This window comes from Paraniabella ginsengisoli (assembly GCF_022513635.1).
GTDB classification, from domain to species: domain Bacteria; phylum Bacteroidota; class Bacteroidia; order Chitinophagales; family Chitinophagaceae; genus Niabella; species Niabella ginsengisoli.
In genome coordinates this window covers 139705-166052 of the sequence record NZ_JAKWBL010000003.1, presented here as the reverse complement: position 1 = coordinate 166052, position 26348 = coordinate 139705, and the positions used below count along the sequence as shown (strand labels likewise).

20 protein-coding genes and 2 pseudogenes are annotated in these 26348 nt (G+C 38.9%); all 22 read left to right on the top strand.

Features of this window, described 5'->3' with window-relative positions:
• Nucleotides 1-220: 220 nt before the first annotated feature.
• The 22 genes and pseudogenes from MKP09_RS15310 (at nucleotide 221) to MKP09_RS15205 (ending at nucleotide 26343) form a co-directional block, all read left to right on the top strand.
• A complete protein-coding gene (locus MKP09_RS15310) occupies nucleotides 221-2542 on the top strand; it encodes a TonB-dependent receptor (RefSeq protein ID WP_240830855.1) in 2322 nt (773 codons plus the stop codon).
• A 1-nt stretch (nucleotide 2543) separates the two neighbouring features.
• On the top strand, nucleotides 2544-2972 hold the full coding sequence (locus MKP09_RS26325; protein WP_262915425.1) for a DUF4249 family protein: 429 nt from the start codon (nucleotides 2544-2546) through the stop codon (nucleotides 2970-2972).
• A gap of 11 nt (nucleotides 2973-2983) precedes the next feature.
• The gene (locus tag MKP09_RS26320) at nucleotides 2984-3382 is read left to right on the top strand and encodes a DUF4249 domain-containing protein (RefSeq protein WP_262915424.1); all 399 of its coding nucleotides are present in this window, start codon (nucleotides 2984-2986) and stop codon (nucleotides 3380-3382) included.
• Between the two features lie 236 nt (nucleotides 3383-3618).
• Complete coding sequence (locus MKP09_RS15300; protein WP_240830854.1) at nucleotides 3619-3825, top strand: LacI family DNA-binding transcriptional regulator; 207 nt, start codon at nucleotides 3619-3621, stop codon at nucleotides 3823-3825.
• 32 nt (nucleotides 3826-3857) lie between these two features.
• Nucleotides 3858-4265, top strand: coding sequence for a type 1 periplasmic-binding domain-containing protein (locus MKP09_RS15295; RefSeq protein ID WP_240830853.1), 408 nt, complete (start codon nucleotides 3858-3860; stop codon nucleotides 4263-4265).
• A 103-nt stretch (nucleotides 4266-4368) separates the two neighbouring features.
• A pseudogene (locus tag MKP09_RS15290) lies at nucleotides 4369-4623 on the top strand (substrate-binding domain-containing protein); the annotation flags it as partial.
• Between the two features lie 92 nt (nucleotides 4624-4715).
• Nucleotides 4716-5852: a DUF2961 domain-containing protein gene (locus MKP09_RS26315; RefSeq protein ID WP_262915423.1), complete on the top strand. Its 1137-nt coding sequence runs from the start codon at nucleotides 4716-4718 to the stop codon at nucleotides 5850-5852.
• Nucleotides 5849-6655: a DUF2961 domain-containing protein gene (locus MKP09_RS15285; RefSeq protein WP_262915422.1), complete on the top strand. Its 807-nt coding sequence runs from the start codon at nucleotides 5849-5851 to the stop codon at nucleotides 6653-6655. Before MKP09_RS26315 ends, MKP09_RS15285 begins: the two co-directional genes overlap by 4 nt.
• A 76-nt stretch (nucleotides 6656-6731) precedes the next feature.
• On the top strand, nucleotides 6732-9767 hold the full coding sequence (locus tag MKP09_RS15280) for a SusC/RagA family TonB-linked outer membrane protein (protein WP_240830851.1): 3036 nt from the start codon (nucleotides 6732-6734) through the stop codon (nucleotides 9765-9767).
• A gap of 21 nt (nucleotides 9768-9788) precedes the next feature.
• Entirely contained in the window at nucleotides 9789-11585 is a 1797-nt protein-coding gene (locus MKP09_RS15275) for a RagB/SusD family nutrient uptake outer membrane protein (RefSeq protein ID WP_240830850.1), read from the top strand.
• A complete protein-coding gene (locus tag MKP09_RS15270) occupies nucleotides 11579-13750 on the top strand; it encodes a hypothetical protein (RefSeq protein WP_240830849.1) in 2172 nt (723 codons plus the stop codon). Before MKP09_RS15275 ends, MKP09_RS15270 begins: the two co-directional genes overlap by 7 nt.
• 39 nt (nucleotides 13751-13789) lie before the next feature.
• Nucleotides 13790-14953: a glycoside hydrolase family 183 protein gene (locus tag MKP09_RS15265; RefSeq protein WP_240830848.1), complete on the top strand. Its 1164-nt coding sequence runs from the start codon at nucleotides 13790-13792 to the stop codon at nucleotides 14951-14953.
• 67 nt (nucleotides 14954-15020) lie between these two features.
• Complete coding sequence (locus MKP09_RS15260; RefSeq protein ID WP_240830847.1) at nucleotides 15021-15956, top strand: BT_3987 domain-containing protein; 936 nt, start codon at nucleotides 15021-15023, stop codon at nucleotides 15954-15956.
• A gap of 10 nt (nucleotides 15957-15966) precedes the next feature.
• A complete protein-coding gene (locus tag MKP09_RS15255) occupies nucleotides 15967-16704 on the top strand; it encodes a hypothetical protein (RefSeq protein WP_240830846.1) in 738 nt (245 codons plus the stop codon).
• Nucleotides 16701-18230 (top strand): GH92 family glycosyl hydrolase, encoded by a 1530-nt coding sequence (locus MKP09_RS15250; protein ID WP_240830845.1) that lies wholly within the window; start codon nucleotides 16701-16703, stop codon nucleotides 18228-18230. The genes MKP09_RS15255 and MKP09_RS15250 overlap by 4 nt, the downstream gene beginning before the upstream one ends.
• A 14-nt stretch (nucleotides 18231-18244) precedes the next feature.
• Nucleotides 18245-19666, top strand: a complete 1422-nt coding sequence (locus MKP09_RS15245) for a glycoside hydrolase family 125 protein (RefSeq protein WP_240830844.1) — start codon at nucleotides 18245-18247, stop codon at nucleotides 19664-19666.
• Nucleotides 19667-19759: 93 nt separating this feature from the next.
• Nucleotides 19760-22129 (top strand): GH92 family glycosyl hydrolase, encoded by a 2370-nt coding sequence (locus MKP09_RS15240; protein ID WP_240830843.1) that lies wholly within the window; start codon nucleotides 19760-19762, stop codon nucleotides 22127-22129.
• A 308-nt stretch (nucleotides 22130-22437) separates the two neighbouring features.
• Nucleotides 22438-23607: a glycoside hydrolase family 172 protein gene (locus MKP09_RS15235; protein ID WP_240830842.1), complete on the top strand. Its 1170-nt coding sequence runs from the start codon at nucleotides 22438-22440 to the stop codon at nucleotides 23605-23607.
• Between the two features lie 87 nt (nucleotides 23608-23694).
• Nucleotides 23695-24943: pseudogene (locus MKP09_RS28220) on the top strand (DUF6786 family protein).
• 97 nt (nucleotides 24944-25040) lie between these two features.
• A complete protein-coding gene (locus tag MKP09_RS15215) occupies nucleotides 25041-25403 on the top strand; it encodes an MFS transporter (protein ID WP_240830838.1) in 363 nt (120 codons plus the stop codon).
• On the top strand, nucleotides 25382-25813 hold the full coding sequence (locus tag MKP09_RS15210; protein ID WP_240830837.1) for an MFS transporter: 432 nt from the start codon (nucleotides 25382-25384) through the stop codon (nucleotides 25811-25813). The genes MKP09_RS15215 and MKP09_RS15210 overlap by 22 nt, the downstream gene beginning before the upstream one ends.
• A complete protein-coding gene (locus MKP09_RS15205; protein ID WP_240830836.1) occupies nucleotides 25783-26343 on the top strand; it encodes an MFS transporter in 561 nt (186 codons plus the stop codon). The genes MKP09_RS15210 and MKP09_RS15205 overlap by 31 nt, the downstream gene beginning before the upstream one ends.
• Nucleotides 26344-26348: the final 5 nt, after the last annotated feature.

The following is a 26348-nucleotide window of genomic DNA, read 5'->3' as shown; positions in this document are numbered from 1 at the left end:
GGGGTGGAGAAATTGTTGAACTCTTGACATGTGCTTTCGCTATAAGATTAGATTGTTCGGCTTCGCTTCGCTCATAATGACGCTTAGGTGAGTTATAATCGGGACGATAAAACGAGCGTGGCAATATCGATGCCATATGCACTGTAGCTGGGTACAAAAAAATAACAAAACAACAGTAACGCTTCTCACGTTTATCAATTATCTTTCGGCCTGTTAAACAATGAAGCAGGTCGTTTTTTTATTTCTTCTGGTCCTATGGAATGCTGTTGGTTACGGCCAACAGAAATTTACACTTAGTGGAACTGTTCGCTCACAGCGAACCGGCGAAACTGTTATCAATGCAAGTATAAGAAATGTGAGGGGGGGCGAAGGTGCGAGTAGTAACGAATATGGCTTTTATTCTATCACATTGCCAGCAGGAGATTACGAAATTGAATATTCTGCAATTGGTTTCTCCACTTTTGTTGATACCATCAAACTAGATCAGGATATTTCAAAAAATATTTTATTACCCGACGAGGTTAAAGATCTGGAAAATGTTACCGTATCTGCTTCAGGAAAAGGAAGGACAATCACCGGAACGCAGATGGGCGTTGAGCGCCTGACGATGACAGAAGTTAAAAGCATTCCAATGTTACTGGGCGAAAGGGATATTTTAAAAGCTATTCAGTTGTTGCCAGGGATAAAGCAGGCGGGTGATGGAAACAGCGGGTTTTATGTAAGAGGTGGTAGCGCTGATCAGAATCTTATTCTTTTGGATGAAGCGCAGGTTTACAATGCTTCACATCTGTTGGGCTTCTTTTCTACCTTTAATTCTGATGCTGTTAAAGATATTACCGTTTACAAAGGTGGTATGCCGGCGCAATACGGCGGCAGATTATCTTCTGTGTTGGATGTGAAAATGAATGAGGGCAATAATCAGAACTATGAACTGAGCGGCGGCATAGGCATTATTTCTGCTAAATTAAATTTAGAAGGGCCGATACAAAAAAACAGATCTTCATTTTTGCTTTCGGGTAGAAGAACCTATGCAGATGTTTTTGTTCCGTTGGCAAAGGATAGTGCGATCCGGAACAACAAACTTTACTTTTACGATTACAATGCTAAGTTCAATTATAAAATTGGAGAAAGGGATAACATTTATGTATCGGGATATTTTGGCCGGGATTATTTAAAGTTCGATCAGCAGTTTGGCATTAACTGGGGTAATATAACCGGTACGGTAAGATGGAACCACATATTTAATAACCGCTTATTTTCGAATACATCTTTTATTTATAGCGATTTTGATTATAACATAAATATTAACAATCCCAATAACGATCTTGATATTTATTCGAAGATCAGGGACCTTAACCTGAAACAGGAATTTCAGTGGTATGCAGGTAGCCGGCATTCGCTTCGCTTTGGTTTCAATTCTACCTACCACAAAATAAAACCAGGTGATGTTACTTCTTCAGGAACAGCAAGCTTCAATAATTTTTATTTGCAGGACAGGTTTTCGTGGGAGAATGCTTTGTATGCAACGGATACATGGAAAGCGGCTCCCTGGCTTAATGTAACATATGGTGCAAGAGTATCGTCTTTTGCTATTTTAGGCGAAGGCGATTTTTATGAAATTGATGACAACGGAAACGTAACCGATACGCTTCATTATAGCAAAGGGGAGTTGGTAAAGAACTATATCAATATAGAACCTCGCTTAGCTGCAAGTTTTATTATTAATCAAACCACATCAGTTAAGGCTTCTTATGTAAGAAATGTACAGAATCTTCATTTGATGTCTAATTCTACTACCGGTGCTCCAACCGATAAATGGCTGGCCAGTACCAATATTATAAAGCCGGAAATTGCCGATCTGGTTTCTGTGGGATGGTATAAAAATTTTTCTGGAAACAGATATGAGTTTTCTACGGAAGCTTATTATAAAAAAATGCAAAACCAGATAGATTACAGGACTGGCGCTGATGTTTTTACAAACGATGCTATTGAATCGCAAATATTGTTTGGCATTGGGCGTGCTTATGGTTGGGAAGTTTTTCTTAAAAAGAAAGCAGGTAAAGCAACGGGTTGGATAAGTTATACTTTGTCAAAAACAGAAAGAAAGATCGATGGCATAAATGACGGAGCATGGTATAATGCAAGACAGGATCGCACACATGACTTTGCTATCGTATTTAATTATCAACTCAACAGAAAATGGAATCTTGCTGCCAACTGGATTTATTATACCGGTGATGCTGTTACATTTCCTAGTGGAAAGTATATTATAGATAACCAGGTGGTATTTTATTATACAAAAAGAAATGCCGATCGGATGCCTGCATATCACCGGCTTGACTTAGGTGCCACATGGCTGTTAAAGGATAAAAAGAAATTCAGGTCTGAGCTGGCATTTAGTATATTCAATGCTTATGGAAGAGAAAATCCTTATATAATTAGTTTCAGGCAAGCTGAAAACGATCAAAGCAAAACAGAGGCTGTTCAAACATCTCTTTTTAGGTTTGTACCATCCATATCATATAATTTTAAGTTTAAATAATTTGCAGTCTTTTTTTAAATATATCCTTATTATCACCATCTTTTTTGCAGGTAGTTGTGAAAAAGTGATAACGGTAGATATTGAAGATGTGGCTCCCCGGTATGTGATACAGGGTGAGATAACCGACGATAGCACTTGTCGGGTAAGGGTGTCGCAAACTAGCAATTTTAATGATACAATCAATCTAACAGGCATCAGCGGTGCCCGGGTAACTATTTCTGACGAAGGTCGCTCAGCTGTATTATTAAGTGAAACCTCCACACGTGGTATTTACAGGGCACCGTTTTCGGGAAAGCCAGGCCACACCTATAACCTCAGAGTTGAATATCCAGGTACTGGCGGAGACGAACGAAAAGTTTTTACAGCTACATCAACTATGCCGCAAAGGGTAACGTTAGATAGTCTATTTGTAACCGAGCGGGTTTTTTAGGGCAAACTCGTATGATAGCCACTATTCGATTTAAGGATCCACCAGCTTTTGGAAATGCTTATCGCTTTATACAATACGTAGATGGAGATCCGGAAACCACGATATTTGTAGCAAAGGATGATTTGATTAATGGGCGAACTGTAGTAGACGAGCTTTTAATATTCAACGATGAATACACTTTAAAACCTTGCGATCAGTTGCGGGTAGAATTGCAATGTATAGATATGCCGAATTATTTATTCTGGTATAGTTTAAACCAGGGCTCGTTGGGGTCTTCGCAATCTGCTTCTCCGGGAAACCCTGCCTCGAATATAATAGGAGGCGCGCTTGGATATTTTAGTGCTCATACTGTATCTGGTTTGAATATCGCTGTGTTTCCAGATTCGACATGTAGTTATCCGGCTGATTAAATTATGAACGTCCAGGATTTTTGAATCTTAGTTTTGAAGAAAAATAGTATTTTCATTGCCATAAACAAAAACGATTTTCCTAAGTGATGTTTTATCAACATTGTTCTACTTTAAAGTCCCATTGAACTGGGTGGATATGTTGATAAGGTTTTCACATTAAAAGAGTTATTGTGATTTCACCCTCTGGTCAGGATGCCAATATTTTGATTGAACCAAAGATTTATACTACTTGACATATGAAGCAGCTTTCTATTAAGGACATTGCACAAATCGCAGGCGTAGTACCCTCTACAGTTTCTTTTGTAATTAACGGTAAAGAAAAGGAAATGCGCATTAGCGAGGAGATGGCAAAAAAATTCGGAAGATCATTAAGGAAACCGGCTATGTTCCTAATAAATCTGCCGCTAGCCTTCGTACTGGTAAAACGCATGTTATTGGTTTGATAGTGGAAGATATATCCAACAGATTTTTTTCTATGCTTGCCAAAGCCATAGAAGATATTGCACACGGTGTAGGTTATCGGCTCGTTTACTGCAGTACAGAAAATGACGATAAGAAGGGATCTGAACTTATTAGAATGCTACATAAACAGGTGGATGGGTTTATTATAACGCCTTCTAAGGGAATGAAAGAAGAAGTATTGAAACTAAAAAATGCGAAGAAGCCAGTAGTGCTTTTAGATAGATATTTTGCTGACGTTGACATCCCTTATGTATTAGTTGATAATAAGCGCAGCGTAAAGTCGGGTGTACAGTTGCTGGTTGAACAGGGCTATCAAAAAATAGCTTTTATTATTACAGCACTCGATCAAACGCAAATGCAGGATCGACTTGCGGCCTTCAAATCAACAGCAAAAAAATATGATCTTTTTATCCCGAATTGATATTAGAGTTGCCATTTTCGATACAAGAAAATGCTTATGAAAATGACATTAAAGTTTTCCTAAAGAGTAATAGTGATATAGACGCTATTTTTTTGCGACCAACTATCTTGCTATACAAGGATTAAAAGTATTGCAGGAGCTGAAATGGAAAATTCCTTCGCGTGTAGGTGTCTTGTCTTTTGATGACCACGAAATATTTAAACTTTACTCACCAGCCATAACCTCTATAAATCAGCCCATAAACGAAATAGCTAAGGAAGGTGTCGAAATCCTCTGCCTGCAAATGAATGGGCATGGCGAGCCAGCAAAGCAGGGAACATTACTAAAAGCAGAAGTGATTCTTAGAAAATCTTTGTAAAAATAATTTTTGTAGTTAACAAAACTTTGTTACTTTAGTATTGCAAAAACGATTTTTCTTTAACGATTCGATAACAAAATTGCAGGAGCCATATGATTATTCTGCGTAGCATATTGTTGTTATTCTGTGTTGGTGTGGCAGTATTATATCCGTGCACAAACCTTTTCTCTCAGTCTGGCGATGTTGATTTCCTGTCTGAGTTGAACCGAATGAAGGATGTGTCCCGTATGCCGGAATATTTTGAAGGAAGCGAGGTTAAACAAGTTTCCTCCTACGACCGCACGGGCGGTAATGACGACGGTTTCAGTGGGAAATATTCCTTCTTGAGAAAGGATGAAAAAGGAAACCTTGTAATATTCGAGGAGAAAAACAGCGGAGTTATTGAAAGAATATGGACGCCAACACCAACAGATGATACATTGGAGTTTTATTTCGACGGTGCTTCGATACCCACTTTTTCAATTCGTTTTCGAGATCTGTTTACCGGTAATATTGCTCCCTTCATTTCACCATTGGCTGGAGCAAAAGTTGGCGGCTTTTATAGTTATATTCCTATTCCTTATAATAAAGGGTGTAAAATAGTACTGCGTGGTGATAAACTGATGTTCCTGCAAATTCAGTTTAGGCAGTTAAATACAAACTATCACGTTAAGTCATTTAGTAATAAAATATCTGCCAACGAAAAATCGATGCTAAAAAGTATTGCATCATTATGGCAAAGAGATGAACAATCGGTTTCCACAATTTTCTCTGATAAGACAAACTGTATTAAAAAAGAACTGACATTAAATCCAGGCGATATATTGCCATTTGCTTCCCTGACAGATGGTGGACGGGTTCTGGGTATAGAAATAATGCCATCTAAATTTTTTGAAGGCATACATAAGCAGATTGATATCAGAATTACATGGGACGCGGAAAAGAATGCAGCCATTAATATTCCTGTTGCTGATTTTTTTGGCTATGCTTTTGGTGAGCGTTCCATGAACAGTATGTTATTGGGCTCAACCCCATCAAAACTGTTTTGTTATTTACCGATGCCTTTTGACAGATCGGCCACATTAGAGCTGGTATACAGGAAAAATGAAACGATAAAAAATCAGCCGACTATTTCTTTGGAGACATCTGTTTATCATACTGATGAAAAAAGAGATCCGAAGAAAGAAGGAAAGTTATATTCTTTTTGGAATAGCAGTCCGCCTGCATTGGGTAAGCCACATATTTTTTGAAAGGATCTGGAAAGGGACATTATGTTGGCACATTACTTCAAAGCCAGGCTACAGAGTTTACAAATTTTACAGAATTTTTTGAAGGTGATGATTCTACCGTGATAGACGGGAATAACAGTATTCACGGCACAGGAAGTGAAGATTATTTTAATGGCGGATGGTATGCACAACCAGGAGGCTGGGTTGAGAAATTAGGCGGACCCTTACATGGCTGTCTTGATTATTCTTTACCATTCAGCAGAACCGGAGGATACAGGTTTTATATTACTGATAAACTCCCTTTTTCAAAAAACATATTTCATAGCATTGAACACGGCCCGGAAAAAAATAACCGAAAAGTATGGTACACCTCCGTTGCATTTTATTATGCTAACCAACCAGTAAGTATAAATGCAGCCCCCGATAATGAAGCTACTATTGTGTTTCAGCCAGATACCATTACGTTTTATACCCGCTTAATGCAACATCTTACTTACAATGGTAATATTGTTTTAAAAGATGGCAACGCCGTGTTGACCGGGAATGAAAATGCTGCAATGAATATTAATGTGAATGAATTAAAGACGGGGAAATATAAAATATATCTGCATCAAGAGAACATTAATAGCAACCAGATCAGTGTTAATATAGCTGCAGGCCGCGAAGCCAGCGGATGGAAAGCGATTTCTTTAAACAGGAATGATGTTTATGTGGGTGATGTAGAAATTTATGATCAGGGTATACCTGTGAGTATATTATTTAAAAAAGAAAACGAAGAGAGCCGTTTGATATTCAATCGGGTAATGCTTGTTCCCATAAAATAAAAACCAATTTTTAATTTTTAAAGTATCATTTATGAGAAGTCCAGTTTGGCTATCTAACAAGGGCCTACATGTACTGTTGCTACTGATTTTTTTTAGTACAACATACGTCTACAGTCAAAACGAAACACAAAATATTTCGGGCCTGGTAAGAGATAGGGCAGGAATATTTATTGCCAATGTATCAGTTCAGGTGCAGGGCTCAGAGAGGGGCACAATTACAGATGCACGAGGCGAGTTTAACATTCAGGCATCAAAATTTGACAGCCTTGTGTTTTCTGCAGTAGGTTATATATCTACGGCAGTAATAATAGGCGATAACAGGGTTTTAAATATTGTTTTGGAAGCAGAACAAAACTCGATGAATGAAGTAGTAGTAGTAGGCTTTGGAAGACAAAGAAAAATAAGTGTTGTTGGGGCACAGTCTACGGTAAATCCCGAAGAATTAGATATGCCGGTGTCCAATATTAATACCCTCCTTGCGGGCCGATTGTCGGGCGTTATTGGGGTGCAACGCGGCGGCCAGCCTGGCCGTAGTGGCGCTGATATATGGATTCGTGGGATATCAACTTTTGGCGGCGGTTCATCCGCTCCCTTGATTTTAGTGGATGGAGTACAGCGTAGTATAAACAATATAGACCCACAGGACATTGCATCCTTTACTGTTTTAAAGGATGCCGCTGGTACGGCTGTATATGGTGTGCGCGGTGCCAATGGCGTTATTTTGATTACGACTAAAACAGGAAAAGTTGGTAAACCTCAGGTGAGCTTGGATTTTAGTCAGGGTATCTCCACGTTTACCCAAGTACCTAAAATGGCTAATGCTTCGCAATACCTGGAAGCTGCCAATGAGTCGTTTACCACACGCGGCCAGGTGGCCAAATATTCCCAGGAATACATCGATAATACATTAAATGGCGCAGACTCTGAATTGTATCCGAACGTTGACTGGTTTGACGCTTTGTTTAAGCCCACCGGAAGTATAAGAACAGCTAATGTAAACGTTAACGGAGGAACCGACTTTTTAAAGTACTATGGATCTGTATCTTATTATGACGAAACTGGATTAATGAACACAGATAAGTTACAAGATTATAATGCGGATTTGAAGTTTAGGCGGTTTAATGTTACTACCAATGTCAACATGAATATTACCCGTACAACAAAATTAGATATAGGCATCAGAGGTTTCTTCAGCAATATCAACCAGCCCTATATTGGTGTTACTGATATATTTGGATCTGCTATGTCTACACCTCCTACAGAATATCCATTGGAATACACCGGTGGCTTTGTTCCAGGAAAAAACCCCAATGGTGGCTTCAGAAATCCTTGGGCTGATCTTACTAGGAGAGGTTATAACACGGAATTTACTAACGAGTTATTTTCAAATCTTAGACTAACACAGGATTTCGGCTTCCTTGTCAAAGGCCTTAGCGCTACATCAATGTTTGCATTTGATGCATCAAATAGACGTGTTTTAGGCAGAGGTAAGAGAGAAGATACCTTTTTCCCAGATCCTGAAAAGCCTAGAAATGATGACGGTTCTTTAAATCTTACAAGAACGTTTGTAGGGTCAGGTAATTACCTTTCCTATGAGCGGAGTAATTTTGGCGAAAGAAAATTTTATTGGGAATCTTCTTTGAACTATGATAATACTTTTGGCAAAAGCCGGGTAGGTGGTCTAGCGTTATTTTATACTCAAGACATGTCTGAAGAGTTTGCAGGTGATTTTGCTAGCGCGATCCCTCAAAGATCAGTAGGATTTGCGGGAAGATTAACATATTCTTACGATGACCGCTATTTTATCGAAGGTAATATTGGATACAATGGTTCAGAAACTTTTGCGCCGGAAAATCGCTTCGGTACATTTCCTGCATTCGGTGTAGGTTGGGTTCCATCAAACGAGAAGTTTTTCCAACCGGTTAAAAATGTGATTACCTACCTGAAATTCAGGTACTCTGATGGTTTAACAGGTATCGGTGACATTGTAGGCAGACGATTTGGTTATTTGACTATTGTTGCAGATAATGTGCAAGGATATCGGTTTGCCAAAGACTATGGATATACGTCGGGTATTAATGTTACAGAGTTTGGTTATGATGTGCGCTGGGCTGAAGCAAGAAAACAAGATTTAGGCGTTGAGATAAAAACATTAAATGACAGGCTTTCTTTAATTGTGGATTTTTTCAAAGAAAGAAGAGAAGGTATTTTCTTAAGAAGGGGTCTTTGCCCTTATTCATGGGGCTTAGTAGCCAACTCGTTTGGTAATTTAGGGATTACTACTAATAAGGGTATAGATGGGAGCATTGAGTATAACGGTAATATCGGTCAGTTCACTTTTAATCTGCGCGGCAACTTTACCTATAATAAAGATGAAATGGTTGAAAACGATCAGCCAATACCTAAATACCCATGGATGGACAGACGCGGCGATAACATTCTTGCTCGTTTTGGATATGTTGCAGAAGGGCTATTTAGAGATCAGGCGGAAATTGATGCCAGCGCTGTTCCTGGAGATAAATCATTAATCCTTCCGGGCGATATTAAATACAAAGATTTGAACGGGGATGGATTGATTAATAGCTATGATCAAACCAAAATAGGGTTTGGTGATGTACCGTCAATGGTATATGGTTTTGGTTTTGGATTGGGCTACAAGGCATTTAAATTAAATGTCCTTTTTACAGGCCAGAATGGTGCCGATGTGTTTTTAGCCGGAGACGCTATCCAGCCTTTCGCAAACGGAGCTGGTATTTCAAATGTTTTTTCGAATATAGAAGATCGTTGGACAGAGGCTAATCCCAGGCAGGATGTATTTTATCCAAGGCTGGCAAACGGCGAAGATAGAAATAGAAATAATACCCAAACCAGTACTTGGTGGCTACGTGATGCTGATTTTATCAGGCTGAAAACTGCAGAATTGGATTACATTGTTCCACAGCATTTGATAAAAGGCGTATTTAAAAAGGCGATCGTTTACATCCAGGCATTCAATCCACTTACATTTAGCCAGTTCAAATTTTGGGATTTAGAAAGTACCGTAAATGTCGGGAATGGAACAAGGTATCCAAATATTAAATCTTATTCTTTAGGTGTTAACCTCAATTTCTAAAACTACATTAATTATTTTATCATGAAATACATAATTATATTACTCATTTTAACTGTAAGTTTTACAGGTTGCAAGAGGTATTTGGATCAAATACCGAATGACCGGCTTACGCTTGAAGAAACCTTTAGGAACAGGTCAACAGCTGAAAGGTTCCTGGCCAGCGTTTATTCGTTTGTGCCAAGAGAGCATAGTCAACGCTTTGTTGGTAATTTTAACTCTGGTGCATGGACGGGAGGTTCTGATGAAGCAGAATATTTATGGGGATTTGTAGAATCTAACCAGATTAATATTGGAAGTTGGGACGTAAATAGTGGGTTTACAAAAAATTTTTGGCGTGATTACTATAAAGGAATTAGAAACGCAACGTTTTTTATAGCTAACATTGACAATGTTACTGTAGACATTACTGATGTACAAAAAAGACAATATAAAGCTGAAGCCAGAGCATTACGAGCCATTTACTATTTTTATTTATTTCGTATTTATGGACCGGTGGTATTGCTGGGTAACGATGTGATTGAAGTAGATGCTCCCTTTCAACAATTACAATTACCAAGAAATACTGTAGATGAATGTATAGACTATATTACATCGGAGCTCGATGCGGCAGCTGTAGATTTACCTGTAAGACCTTTGAATGAAGCAAATATTGCACGCATTACGAAACCGATTGCTTTAGGTATAAAAGCTACGGCGCTATTATACGCCGCAAGCCCTTTGTTTAATGGAAACACGGATTTTGCAAGTTTAAAAAATAATGACGGCAAACAATTAATACCTCAATCTAATGATGCTTCCAAATGGGGTAAAGCAGCGGCAGCATATAAAGATTTCATTACTCAGTTTGTGCCAACTGTTTTTGATCTTTACAGAACTAATAATTCAGAGGGAGATTTTGACCCCTTCCTGTCTTGTCGAGATGCAATATTGGTAGACTGGAATAAAGAAACAATTTTTGGCAGGCCTGACGATGATAATGCACGTAATTATGAGGTTACACCATATCACAATGGCTTTGCTTCTGAGGTAAGGGGTAGCGGCGGACTTAGTGCTACACAGAGGCAGGTAGATGCGTTTTTTATGAGTAACGGAAGACCAATTACTGACCCCGCTTCAGGATATTCAACTACAGGCACATCTAATTTTAGAGCTCCGGATGATAATACGGATAGACAGACTTTTAATCAATGGGTAAACAGAGAACCTCGTTTTTATGTAAATATTACTTACGATAACAGGCGTTGGCTAAATACAAATTCCGGCGATTTTGTGACCCGTTTATATTTTCAGGGAAATTCTGGTAAAGGTACCAGTAATGATTATTCTCCTACAGGCTACATTGTGAGAAAAGGCGCGACTACTAAAAATTGGAATCAGGGAAACAGCGTGATCATTCTTTTGCGCCTTGCAAACATTTATCTCGATTATGTGGAAGCATTGAATGAAGCCAGTCCAGGAGACGCGGATATTTTAAAATATTTGAATTTGATTAGGGAGAGAGCTGGCGTTCCACAATATGGCTCTGCTGATCTCCCAGCACCATCGGGACAAGCAGCTATGCGGCAAGCTATCAGGCAGGAAAAACAAATAGAACTATGTTTTGAAAATGTACGCTACTTTGATACCAGACGTTGGAAAATAGCTCCGCAAACAGATAATGGCCCGGCTATGGGGCTTGATATTGATTCCCCGATTCCCGGTTTTTATAACAAAAAACCTTTTGAGACAAGAGTGTTTGCAACAAGGCATTATTTCTTCCCGATTCCTATAGAAGATGTTAATAATGATTTTGAACTTATACAAAATCCAGGATGGTAATTATAAAGAGATATATCTTAATAGGCAGTTTAATAATATCAGGTGGTGTTAATGGTCAAACCATTAACACACCTGATCATAAAAATGAAAAAACAGCTTTTCAAATAGCTGCACCCTGGAATGAAGCTTACGATGTCAGGTCGGATGTTGCAATTGTATATGGAGTTAATGACGCAGGTGGCAAATTTGAAGAACGGGTAAAAGGATGGAGAGACAAAGGTTATAAAGTTCACTTTATGACCGGCATTGCCTGGGGGCAATATCAGGATTACTTTTTAGGGGAGTATGATGGCAAAACCCATTTAGATGAAGGGCAGGTAGAACGAGACGGTGATACAATCTGGCATGGTAAAAATGTACCGTATACTGTACCGTCAGATAATTTCCTCAAATACCTAAAAACGCATCTAAAGCGTGCTATTGACGCAGGCGTTTCTGCAATACATTTGGAGGAACCAGAGTTTTGGGCCCGCGCCGGATATAGCGGAGCTTTTAAAAAAGAGTGGAAGAGATATTATGGGTTCGATTGGAAGCCGCAACATGAATCACCGGAAGCAACTTATCAATCATCTAAGCTTAAATATGATCTTTATTATAATGCATTGAAAGAATGTTTTGCTTACGTCAAATCTTATAGCAAAAGTGTAGGGAAGGATGTGAAATGTTATGTGCCAACACATTCTCTGATCAATTATTCTTCCTGGCGTATTGTAAGCCCTGAAGCCAGTCTGGCGTCTATTAAAGATGTGGATGGTTACATCGCGCAGGTTTGGACAGGAACTTCAAGAGAGCCGGTTTACTTTAATGGCGTAGAAAAAGAAAGAGTTTTTGAAAATGCTTTTCTCGAATACGGTTCCATGATTTCAATGATACAACCTACCGGCAAAAAAATATTCTTACTTACAGATCCGATTGAAGACTGGCCGCGTACCTGGGATGATTATAAAAAGAATTACCAGGCTACATTTACCGCCAAGCTTTTATATCCCACTGTTGCGGATTATGAAGTGATGCCTTGGCCCAATCGAATTTATCTGGGTAAATTCAAAATGGAAGGTAGTGATGAAAAACAGCCCATCGCACCAGCGTATGCTATGCAGATGCAGGTTATGGTAAACTCGCTAAACGAAATTCCTGTATCGAATAATAAATTGAATGGAAGCCACGGAATGGGTGTGTTAGTGTCTAATTCTATGATGTTTCAGCGCTTCCCTACCCATGAAGGTTATGAAGATCCTCAATTATCAAACTTTTATGGAATGGCCATGCCGCTATTAAAGAGAGGTGTACCTATTGAAACTGTTCACATGGAGAATCTCTTACATGAAAATGCTTTAAAAAATATTAAAGTATTAATAATGAGCTACTCTAACATGAAGCCACTCAATGAAGCATATCATACTGAATTAGCAGATTGGGTAAAGAAAGGTGGCGTGCTGATTTATTACGGAAGAGATAATGACCCGTTTCAAGAAGTTAATGAATGGTGGAATACAAAAGGTAAGAATTATAAAGCTCCATCGGAAGATTTATTTGAGAAATTAAATATTGCGGATACATCAGAGTTTATAAAAAGCGGAAAGGGATGGGTATCTATTAACAGGCATGATCCCAAGGAGTTGGTATTAACAAAAAACGCTGATAACGTATTAATAAATAAAGTAAAGGAAGCTTATGAAGTAAAAGCAAATGCAACCAAGCTGGCATTTAAAAACAATTTTTTGTTACACCGTGGTCCATATATCATAGCTGCCGTGTTGAATGAAAATGATGATCAAACCCCGTTAGTGATCAAAGGCCCTGTCGTTGATTTGTTTGATCCAGAACTTCCTGTCCTTAGGGAAAAGACAGTTAAACCTGGAGAGCAAGCATACTTATACAATATAAATGCTGCTACCGGTGTTGCTCCAAAAGTGTTAGCCACAGCCGCACGGGTGTATAATGAAGAAGTAAAAAATCAGATATATACATTCACTGTTAAAAGCCCCGCTAATACTGTAAATGTCATGCGTATTAAGTTACCTCAAAAGCCTATAGAGATCAGCATGAGGAATGGTGACAATGAAATACCTATTGACAGTAATAAGTGGGATGCGGAATCGAAGACAGTATTGTTGAAATTTAAAAACTTAAGTAAAGGGATAGACGTGAAAATAAGATGGTAATGATTTTATCTGATGATAAAAAAAGCAACTAAATACATCATGTTTAAAATTAAATACACGGGAATGATTAAGGCCGCTTCATGTTTAACGTTAGGTGCGTTATTAATGAGCCATATTAACGAGCAGCATGGAGCGTTCAGGTTAACAGAAGATGTTATATTGGAGAATGTAATCACAGTAGCGAGAGTGACCGGAGCAAGCCTTGAGGGCGAGCAATGGGTGAATCCTAATAAAACACATTCAATGTTCGACGTATGTGGTACTGATTTAGGAATTATATGGGATATGGGCGATGGCCATTACGGAATGTTTTTTGGGGATACAAACGGTGAAGGATTTCAGGCAGGAAAGGGCGGAGGAAATGGTACCAACTGGCGGTCTAATGTTTTAGCATTTTCAAACGATACAGTTTTAAGCGATGGTATTAAGATAACCGGGATGGCATTGGATGATAGTGGAAGAGCGAGAGAGATTTGCGCTGGAGCCAGTGCTAATCCTAAAGTTTATCAGACTTCTATTCCAACTGCCGCTATTCATGCCGGTAAAAATGACTACGTACATTATATGAATATTTATGAGTGGAGCGCTCCCAAAGGCAGATGGCTCACTAATTTTTCATCTCTTTATGGTTCGTCTGACAGGGGCAAAACCTGGAAACGTGTAAAAGAAGTTACGTTTAAACCTGATAGCAAATTCTCTCAGGTATGTTATGCCAAAAAGGATGGTTGGGTTTATATGATTGGTACTTTATCTGGTCGTGGAAGTGCTGCCTACTTATGTCGTTTTAAGGAAGAAAATATTACTGATTTAAAATTGTACGAGTATTGGAATAGCAGCAGTAATAAGTGGGTTACAGGTGTTGAGGATGAGGCAACTCCTATTATAGAAGCTCCGGTTGGAGAAGCTTCCATCATTTTCAACGAAACAGTTAAAAGATGGATTATAATGTATAGTTACGATCCTAATTTAGACCCCACAAAGGCATTCAAAAATTCGGGTTTAGTATATCGCGATTCAAAGTCCCTACACGGAAATTGGAGTTCGCCGAAAATGGTTATGGGTAAAGACTCTTTACAAGGGTATGCTCCTTTTATACATCCCCTTAGTAAAAAAGGTAAGTATCTGTACTTTACCAAATCGCTATGGAAACCTTACAACGTATTCCTTGCCAGGGCGGATATTAAAGTATCTGACGCTGATTAATTACTATCACACCATTTAACTGAAAGTGACTTAACAAAAACTAAAATTATCAACTAAAAACTTTAAAATGAGAATCTATTTAAAAATTATTGCGGCCTGTATCAGCATTTCAGCTCTTATGACAGCTTGTGATAAAAAGGATGAAATCACAAGTGAAGAAGGAGTTATTTATATGACGCAAGCTATTGATGCACGGAGCAGCATTGATTTATTGATTGCTGATACAGCACAATCTTTTACATTTGGGGGTGCTTATGGGGGACAACTGTATCCTCAGCAGGATATTCAGCTTAGCTTTAAATTAGACACAGGATTAATAGCTGCGTATAATGCAAGTCACTCAACGTCTTATGAAAAACTTCCTGTAGATAAATACACAATATCGAATTTGGAAACAATAATAAGATCTGGGAGGACTACATCTGATGGTATTAAAGTGTCAGTCGACACAAAAACATTACCAAAAGATGCAGAATATTTGATGCCTATAACTTTGCAAACTGCTTCTACAGGTAAAATTAATGAAGAACTAAAAACTGCTTATTTTAAAATAAAAATCAGCCGAAAAGAAACAGACCTCACATCGATGGCAACTTTGACTGTTTCTAAAGATAATAACGATGGCCCTAATGGAGGAGAAGGGTCTGCTAAATTGGTTGATAACAATCTTACAACTAAATTTCTTACGGGCGGTTTCCCGATTGTTTTATGGATGCAATTGAAATTCCCTGAAGCAGTTTCTATTCAGTCGTACAAACTTACTTCTGGCAATGATGCTCCCGAGCGCGATCCTAAAGACTGGAAATTTTTTGGATCAAATGATGGAAACACATGGGTAGAGTTAGATAGCAAAACGAATCAATCTTTTAGTGGTCGTACCCAAACTGTTCAGTATGAATTTGAGAATGATACACCTTACTCTTACTATCGTTGGCAGGTTGAAAAAAATAATGGATCTGATGCCTTTCAGATTACAGAGTGGCGGGTAATAACTTTTAAATAGAATATAATAAATGAGGCTTAAACTTTTTGTGATTAGTGTGGTATGTGGAATGACTAATATTTCACATGCCCAAGATTTAGTTCACTATGTAAATACTTTGCAGGGTACTAATTCCAGTTTTGAACTTACAAGAGGCAACACATATCCAACAACAGCGTTACCTTTTGCAATGAACACCTGGACGCCGCAGACCGGTAAGAATGGCGATGGATGGAAATATCAATACAGCAAAAAGACGATCCGGGGTTTTCAGCAAGCGCATCAGTGCAGCTCCTGGTCTAACGATTATGCAGTATTTTCATTAATGCCGGTAATTGATAATTTAAAGGTAAACGAGAATGAAAGGGCAACCGAGTTCAGGCACGAAAATGAAATAGGTAAACCTCATTATTATAAAGTCACTTTCGAAAACAAAATTACCACAGAAATGTCGCCATCAGAAAGAGGTGTGCATATCAGGTTTAGCTTCCCAAAAGAACATAAGGCTTATCTTGTTTTAGATGGATACACCAGGCTAAGTGGAGTAGAAATTTTTCCTGAAAGTAGGATGATTACTGGCTTTGTAAACAACGGGCATGGCATGCAACGCGGCTGGAAAAATCATTTTGTATTGATCTTTGATAAACCTTTTAAGGCCCATGGTACCTGGGAAAATGAAAAAATACCATTCAACCAGGACAACAAAAAGCTGAAGGAAAAGGCAAAGGAGCTTATCTCGAATTTGAGAAAGGTTCTGTTGTTCAGGTGAAAATAGCATCATCGTATATTAGTTTAGAGCAGGCGAAATTGAATCTGGAAAGAGAGTTAGGCGGTGATAAAAGCTTAGAAATAACAAAGGCCAAAGCTTATGAAGTTTGGAATAAACATTTAAAAAGAATTTTGGTAGAAGGTGATTCAGAAGAAGATAAAGCCACTTTCTATTCCTGCTTTTTCAGGGCCAGCCTTTTTTCCAGAGCTTTTTTTGAGTATGATGAAAATGGAAATCCTCATTATTTCAGCCCTTATGATGGTACCGTTCATAAAGGATATATGTATACCGATACCGGTTTTTGGGATACTTTCCGCGCACAGTTTCCATTGAATATTCTGCTTCATCCTACTATGCATGGCCGATATGTGAATGCTTTACTTGATGCGCAGGAACAATGTGGATGGCTGCCTTCCTGGTCATTTCCAAATGAACAAGGAAGTATGATCGGTAATCATGCCATATCATTATTGAGCGATGCCTGGGCAAAAGGTTTGCGGACTTTTGATCCACAACGCGCATTAGAAGCTTATTATCATGAAGCCAATAACAAAGGACCGTGGGGCCCAGCCAATGGCAGGGATGGTTTTAAAGAATACAATGAATTAGGTTATGTTCCTTATCCGGAAGTGAGAGAAGCAACAGCTAAAACATTGGAATATGCTTATGATGATTTTTGTGGTTATACTTTAGCGAAAGCAGTTAATAATAAAAAGTATATAGATGCGTTTTCTGAAAAAATGTATAACTATAAAAATGTTTTTGATCCGGCTACCAATTTTATGCGCGCAAAAAATAAAAAGGGAGAATGGTCAAACAACTTTGATCCAACGGAATGGGGCGGGCCGTTTACAGAAGGCAATGCATGGCATTGGGTATGGTCGGTTTTTCATGATATAAATGGCCTCATCAAATTAACCGGTGGTGAAAAAGAATTCTGTTCAAAGCTCGATTCGGTGTTTACCGTTCCTAATACTGTTAACGTAGGCACGTATGGTTTTATGATCCACGAAATGACGGAAATGGTGATGGCGAATATGGGACAATATGCACACGGAAATCAACCTATTCAACACATGCCTTATTTGTATAATTATGCGAGGCAGCCGTGGAAATCACAGCAACGCACCAGGGAAGTGATGAGCAAATTATATAATGCAACAGAAAATGGTTATCCTGGAGATGAAGACCAGGGCCAAACCTCATCCTGGTATGTGTTGAGCGCTTTGGGCTTTTATAGCGTATGTCCGGGAACAGATCAATATGTGCTTGGTAGCCCGATGTTTAAAAAAATAACACTCACTTTGGAGGATGGGAAAAAGTTTGTTATCAATGCAAATGGCAATAACAAGCGAAATGTCTACATTCGCTCTGCCCGGTTAAACAATAAAGATTATAGTAAAAACTACATAACTTATTCGGATATAACAAAAGGAGGAATCTTGAATTTGCAAATGGATACGGCGCCGAATTTTAAAAGGGGCATTAAAGATGCTGATCTTCCTTTTTCTGTTTCTAAAAATTAATAGAATACATTAATATGAACCGTAAAACATTCATACAAAACACTGGACTGCTAGGCGCAGGCCTTGCTGTTGGTAAATTTTCCTTTGCACAAAGCTCTGGTAACTTCCCAACAGTACGCGTACCGGCTTCGCAACGGAATTTTAAAAGTGCTGCCATTGAAAACGCTATTAAAACATTTCAGGCGAAAGTAAAAAACAAAGAACTAAGCTGGTTGTTTGAAAATTGTTTTCCAAACACATTGGATACAACAGTTTTTTATACTGAACAAAACGGTAAGCCAGATACTTATGTAATTACCGGCGATATAGATGCCATGTGGTTACGAGATAGTTCGGCTCAGGTATTTCCATATTTGCAATTTAGTAAAGATGATGAAGCGCTTCATAAATTAATCATTGGCGTTATCAATAAGCAGGTTCATTTTATTTTAAAAGATCCCTATGCTAACGCTTTCTATAACGACGATGCTAAAGTGAGCAAATGGAAAGAATCAGACAAGACCGATATGAAGCCCGGTATTCACGAACGTAAATGGGAAATTGATTCACTTTGTTACCCTATTCGCCTTGCCTGGCATTTCTGGAAAAACACCGGAGATATAACACCGTTTGATGCAACCTGGAAAGAGTCGGTAGCTTTAACATTGAAAACATTTAAAGAACAGCAACGCAAGGAAAATCAAGGACCGTATAGCTTTCAACGTAAAACGGAGTATGCAACAGACGGTATACCGATGAACGGTTATGGCTATCCTGTAAAACCGAATGGTCTTATTTGTTCTATGTTCAGGCCAAGCGATGATGCTACTATTTTTGCCTATTTAATACCTTCTAATCTTTTTGCAGTAGTGAGTTTAAAGCAGGCCGCGGAAATGGTTTCAAAAATTTCTAAAGATGCCAAACTCGCAGCAGAGCTTACAGCACTGGCCACAGAAGTTGAAGCGGCCCTGGAAAAAAATGCTACAGTTATCCATCCTCAATTTGGTAAACTATACGCGTATGAAATAAATGGCTATGGAAGTTCGGTATTGATGGATGATGCAAATGTGCCAAGTCTTTTAGGTTTGCCTTACTTAGGCGCTGTAGCTAAAGGCGATGCGATATACACCAACACAAGAAATTTTGTATGGTCTAAAGAAAATCCGTTTTTCTTTAAAGGCACAGCCGCAGAAGGTATTGGCGGGCCACATGTTGGATTAGATATGATATGGCCAATGAGTTTGATTATGCGTGCACTTACTTCAGGCAATGATAATGAAATAAAGCAATGTATTACTACACTTCAAAAAACACATGGCGATACAGGTTTCATGCATGAGTCATTTCATAAAGATGACCCTAAAAATTTTACAAGGCCATGGTTTGCCTGGGCCAATACATTATATGGCGAATTGCTTTGGAAGACGTATAACGAAAAGCCGCATTTGTTAGCTTAGCATTTGGTATGACCGGAAACTGAAGGAGGTTATTTATTAGACCTTCGAGGTTTTTAAAACCTCGAAGGTCTAATAAAGCGAAGAATATGTAGGATGAGTTATAATCGGAACGATGATGTGAGTGACACAACATCGATGATATTTGTTTATAGCTTGCTTAATAAGAATAATTTAAAAAATATAGGAATGAGTTTTTGCAAAAGATTTTCTGTTTTCTGTTTACTACTAATTGGGTTAACTGTAACGGCGCAGGAGCCGGTCGATTATGTAAATCCATTGATGGGTACCTTATCCAAATTTGAGCTTTCCAATGGAAACACGTATCCGGCAATTGGTATGCCCTGGGGTATGAACTTGTGGACGCCGCAAACCGGCAGAATGGGCGATGGCTGGGCGTATAAATACAGCGATGATAAAATTGTTGGGTTTAAACAAACGCACCAACCTTCGCCTTGGATGAACGATTACGGATATTTTGCCATCATGCCCATTACTGGCAAAATGCGTTTTAAAGAACAGGACCGCTCCAGTTGGTTTTCTCATAAAACAGAAGTTGCACAGCCGCATTATTATAAAGTTTATTTAGCTGACGCTGATGTTACGACCGAGATTACGCCTACTGAAAGAGCGGCTTGCTTTCGATTTACTTTTCCAAAAACAGACAGCGCCTATATTATTGTAGACGCTATTGATAAGGGTTCTTATGTAAAGATCATACCTTCAGAAAATAAAATAATCGGATACAGCACGCGTAACAGCGGTAGCGTACCCGAAAATTTTAAAAGCTATTTTGTGATTCAGTTTGATAAAGCATTTGATTATAAAGCCACCTGGGATGAGGATAAATTTTCGGACAAAGATGAAATGAAAAGCAAGCATGCCGGCGCTGTTATTGGTTTTAAAGGATTGAAAAGAGGTGATGTGGTGAATGCAAAAGTAGTGTCTTCGTTTATCAGTTTTGATCAGGCCGAATTGAACTTGAAATCAGAAATTGGTAGCAAAGATTTTAATGCCATCAAAGCACAAGGGAAAAATGAGTGGGCTAAAGTATTAGGGCGTGTAAAAGTTTCGGGCGGAACAGATGAGCAGTTGCGTACTTTTTATTCTTGCTTGTATCGCATGGTATTCTTCCCGTTAAGAATGTATGAAAAAGATGCTTCCGGAAAGATTGTTCATTATAGTCCTTACACAGGCAAAACGGAGCCAGGGTATAAGTTTGCCGGAACGGGTTTCTGGGATACTTTCAGAGCTTTATATCCATTCTTGCATTTTGTTTATCCTTCCATTGCTAAAGAGATGCAGCAAGGTTTGATCAGCGATTTTAAAGAAGGCGGTTGGTTGCCCGAATGGTCTTCTCCCGGTTATCGTGGTATTATGGTTGGAAATAATTCGGCATCTGTTGTCTCTGAAGCTTATTTAAAAGGATTGCGTGGATACGACGTAGAAACCTTGTGGCAGGCACTTGTACATGGCGCCAATAATGAAGGTCCTGATGCAACGGGGCGCAGAGGTGTTGAATATTACAATAAGTTAGGCTATGTACCCAACAATGTAAAGATCAGTGAAAACGTTGCACGTTCTTTAGAATATGCTTATGATGATTACGCTATTTATGCGCTGGGCAAGGCTTTGGGCAAACCTTCGGTTGAAACCGACGTGTATAAGAAGCGTGCTATGAACTATAAAAAACTATTCGATCCTGAACATAAACTAATGCGCCCAAAAAATGAAGACGGAAGTTTTTATTCACCTTACAACCCTTATTCATGGGGTGGTGCTTTTACCGAAGGCAACAGCTGGCATTATTCATGGAGCGTTTTTCAGGATATTGAAGGCCTGAAGCAATTGATGGGTGGTAATAACGGTTTTGTTGATATGTTAGATTCCGTTTTTGTAATGCCGCCAGATTTTGGTGATTATTCCTATTACGGATCTGTTATCCATGAAATGCGCGAAATGCAGATTACTAATATGGGACAGTATGCGCATGGCAACCAACCCATTCAGCACATGACCTATTTATACAACTATGCCGGCCAGCCGTGGAAGTCGCAGTATTGGGTGCGGGAAGTAATGGATCGCTTATACAATTCATCTCCGGATGGATATTGTGGAGATGAAGATAACGGTCAAACCTCAGCCTGGTATGTGTTTTCAGCTTTGGGCTTTTATCCGGTAACTCCGGCAAGCACGCAATATGTTGTAGGTGTACCACTATTTAAAAAAGCGGAAATCAATTTTGAAAATGGAAAAAAATTAGTGATTAATGCTCCACAAAATAGTTCAGTAAATAAATATGTGAAGTCGCTTACCATAAATGGAAAAGCAAGTAGCAAAAATTATCTGGATCATTTTGAATTACTGAAAGGAGGTGTTCTGGATTTTACATTGAGTGCGCAACCCAATAAATCCAGAGGTACAACAAGCGCTGATTATCCTTTTTCAATGAGTACAGAAAAATAGTGTTTGAAGTATACCACGAATGCACGAATATATTTGCGAACAAATGAATCTGGAAGAAAGTCCGAAGGACTTTAACACGAATAGCCGCCAATCTAATTGGCGGAAACGAATGCATGAATATATTTGCAAACAAATGAATTAGGAAGAAAGTCCGAAGGACTTTAACACGAATAGCCGCCAATCTAATTGGCGGAAACGAATGCACGAATATATTTGCGAACAAATATTCGTGCATTCGTGGCATTAATCATTTGCAATTATTTAAATTCGTTGATCTACGATAGCTATTCTAAACTAAAAAGCCTGGTATGAAAAAATATGGAATCTTATTGATTGCACTTCTCGGATCTCTTTTTGTAAACGCACAATCTGGGAAGTTCAATGGACTTGACATGAATCTTGGAAATTTATCGAGATTGTCAGATGCCAAAACCCGATCCATTAGTCCTGAAAATTTTACGGGTGAAAAAGGCAAAGGCGCCATGGCTGATCCGGTAAAAGATAAAGGAAAAAGAAATATAGCTAATGCTGCTAATGAAGCGCGAGACTTAGGAAAAGGGTGGAAGGTGAATCCGTTTATTATAATTGAACCTGGTGAGACCTTTACCATGGCTGATATTGCTGGCCCCGGTGCGATACAACATATCTGGATGACGCCTACAGGGAATTTTAATTTCACCATTTTTCGAGTGTATTATGATGACGAAGAAGCACCATCTGTAGAAACTCCAGTAGGTCCGTTTTTTGCAACTGGATGGACACAGGTTTCCTGGCTCAATTCATTGGCGATGACTGTGAATCCTGGAAGTGCTTTTAATAGTTATTGGAAAATGCCTTTCCGAAAAAAATGTAAGCTTACTATGCAAAATTTGGATTCAGAGCCCATGCGTTTATATTATCAGGTCGATTACACACTTACAGATATTGGAGCTGACGAGGCTTACTTTCATGCACAATACCGTCGCAGCGCACGCGATCCCAAATCATCGCTTCACACCATTGTGGATAATATAAAAGGTAAAGGCCATTATGTGGGAACGTACATGGGCGTTGGGGTAAGTAACAATGGCTGGTGGGGTGAAGGCGAGATCAAATTCTTCATGGACGGTGACAAAGAAAATGCCACAATTGTTGGAACAGGCACTGAAGATTATTTCTGCGGCTCGTACAATTTTGAAAACAAGCGAACCAAACAATACGAAGAATATTCAACGGCTTATGCCGGGCTTCATCAGGTGTTACGGCCCGATGGCGTGTATGGATCTCAACAAAGATTTGGTATGTACCGCTGGCATATTATGGATCCAATTAGATTTGAAGACGATTTGAAAGTCACTATTCAGGATCTGGGTTGGCGCAGCGGCGGCCGTTATTTACCGCAGCATTCCGACATAATTACCGTAGCATACTGGTACCAAACCGAGCCTCACGCACGTTTTCCCAAATTACCTTCAAAAGATGAATTAGAAGTTAATTAATGATATCATCGTCTGTGCTACTATTAGCGAAATTGCGTCGCACACTTGTACAGAGAAATTCTATTCAGCTAATAAAGAAATTATTTTATGCGAAATACTGTTCTGATTGTCGTTTCGTTTTTTATTTTTAGCGGAGCTATATTATCCTGCAATAGTTCGGAAAATAAACAAACAAAATACAAAAAGACAATGCAAGATTTTGAGAAAGGCAGCTTTGGTTACGATCTTATGTTTCTGCGTGATAAGGATAGCACTCTGGTCGTATTGCAAAGTGATGACTCTGCATCGAGAGTTATCGTGTCTCCAAAATACCAGGCGAAAGTTTTTACTTCAACTTCGGGGGTAATGCCGGTAAGAGCTTTGGCTGGGTTAACTATAAAGCTTTTGATGGGCCAGCCGATGCGCACATGAATGCTTATGGTGGTGAAGACAGATTGTGGCTGGGCCCGGAAGGGGGCAAGTATTCCTTGTTTTTTAAACCGGGGGTAAACATGGTGTTTGACGAATGGCATACGCCGCCAGCTATTGATACAGAAGCGTGGACAAAGGAAACGCAGACAGATCAAAGTGTAAGCATGAGCAAAAAAGCGTCTTTATTAAATTATACTGGCGCCACACTGGAAATGCGATTGGAACGTCTTATTGAAATTTTACCAAAAGTAAATGTTGAAGAAGCCTTAGGAATAACAATTAAGAATGGCATTAACCAGGTTGGCTTTAAAACTGTCAATACTATTGTAAATATTGGTAAGGACGAATGGAATGAAAAAACAGGCATGCCATGTTTGTGGAGCTTGGATATGTTCAACCCATCAGAACAATGCATCATTGTTATTCCGTATGAAGAAAACGCATCAGGTAAAATTGCTACAACTGATTATTTTGGAGAAATAGCCAAAGACCGTATAAAAATGAAGGATGGCATTCTATATTTTAAGGCAGATGGAAAAAGCCGTGGCAAACTGGGCTTGCCCCTGGCCGGGCTAAAAATGTAGCTGGTAGTTATGATGCCGCGGCAAATGTGCTTACCATTATTAAATATGATGTTACACCAACGGGAAAATACTTAAACCAGGAATGGAATACAGAGAAGCTGGTTTTTAGTGGCGATGCTATGAACGCATACAACGACGGTCCTTTAGAAGATGGCAAGCAAATGGGCCCGTTTTATGAATTGGAAAGTGTTTCTCCTGCTGCTGCTTTAGAGCCCGGACAAAAACTAACTCACAATCATAGCGTCTTTCATTTTGAGGGAGACAAAACCTCACTTAACGAAATTTCGGTAAAAGTGCTGGGCGTTTCTTTACAGGAAATTGAGAACAGTTTGAAATTATAAAAAAAATTGTTGCCGCATGTGCCATAGTTTTTGATTTGGGTAGCTTTTATTTTTTATCTTTCCCGAATTAATTAAAATCTAACGGTTAAGGCATTCAATGGAAAATCAATCATTCGCCAAAGGAAATCTGAGCTCAGCAACTCAGAAATATGGCTTTGCTTTTATATTAGTTACCTCTCTTTTCTTTTTTTGGGGATTTGTACATAATCTTGATCCAATCCTTATTCCACATTTACGCCGTGGGTTCAGACTAAACAATTTTGAAGCGTTATTAGTGGACTCGGCTGTATTTGTAGCATATTTTGTAATGGCTATACCTGCCGGTATACTGATGAAAAAGTACGGCTACAAGACAGGAATCATTCTTGGATTAATACTGTTTGGTATTGGCTGTTTTCTTTTTGTGCCAGCAGCTAATACTATGCAGTATTCCTTTTTTTGGGCGCATTGTTTATTGTAGCTTGTGGCCTTGCAATTTTAGAAACAGCCGCAAATCCGTATGCAACAGTTTTGGGTTCGCCCGAAACGGCTACTCAGCGCTTAAATTTTGCTCAGTCTTTTAACGGACTAGCCGCCTCATTGGCACCGCTTATAGGCGGACATTTTATTTTGTCTAAAGAACCTTTATCTGACGAAAAAGTAGATGCCATGACTGAATCGGCCAGAAACGCTTATTTGTTGGCAGAAACAGCTACCGTTAAAATGCCCTATCTTATTTTGGGCATTGTAATATTAATAGTGGCTGTTATTTTCGTTTTTACAAAACTTCCAGATATTAAAGATGATCAGGAGTCGGCGCACCGTGGATTTTTTCATGCGCTAAAACATAAGCACTTAGTTTGGGCAACTGCTGCGCAGTTTTTTATGTAGGCGCTCAGGTTTGTATACTGAGCTCTATTGTCTTGTTTGCTATAGATGTTGTTACTATAGCCGAAAGCGATGCTAAATGGTATTCATTCATTGCAGGCCTTGCTTTTATGGCAGGCAGATTTGTGGGAACGTTTTTTATGAGGTTTGTAAAACCCCGGATTTTACTGGGACTTTATGCAATTATTTGTGTTGGGCTTTGTGCTGTGTCAATATTAGCATCTGGTATTATAACTTTATATGCGATGATTGGAATAGCCTTTTTTATGTCGATCATGTTTCCGACTATATTCGCTTTAGGTATTGCCGGTATCGGGCCAGACACTAAGTCCGGTTCAAGTCTTATTGTAATGTCGATTGTAGGAGGAGCAATACTACCGCCTATATTGGGTTGGATTGGAGACGCTACGCATAATTTACAATACGGCTATATTGTTCCATTAATTTGTTTTGTGTTTATTGCGTGGTATGCGAAAGTGGGTGTTAAGGCAGATATAAAAGATGACGAATTGCAGCTTGGTGGTGGACATTAAGATTT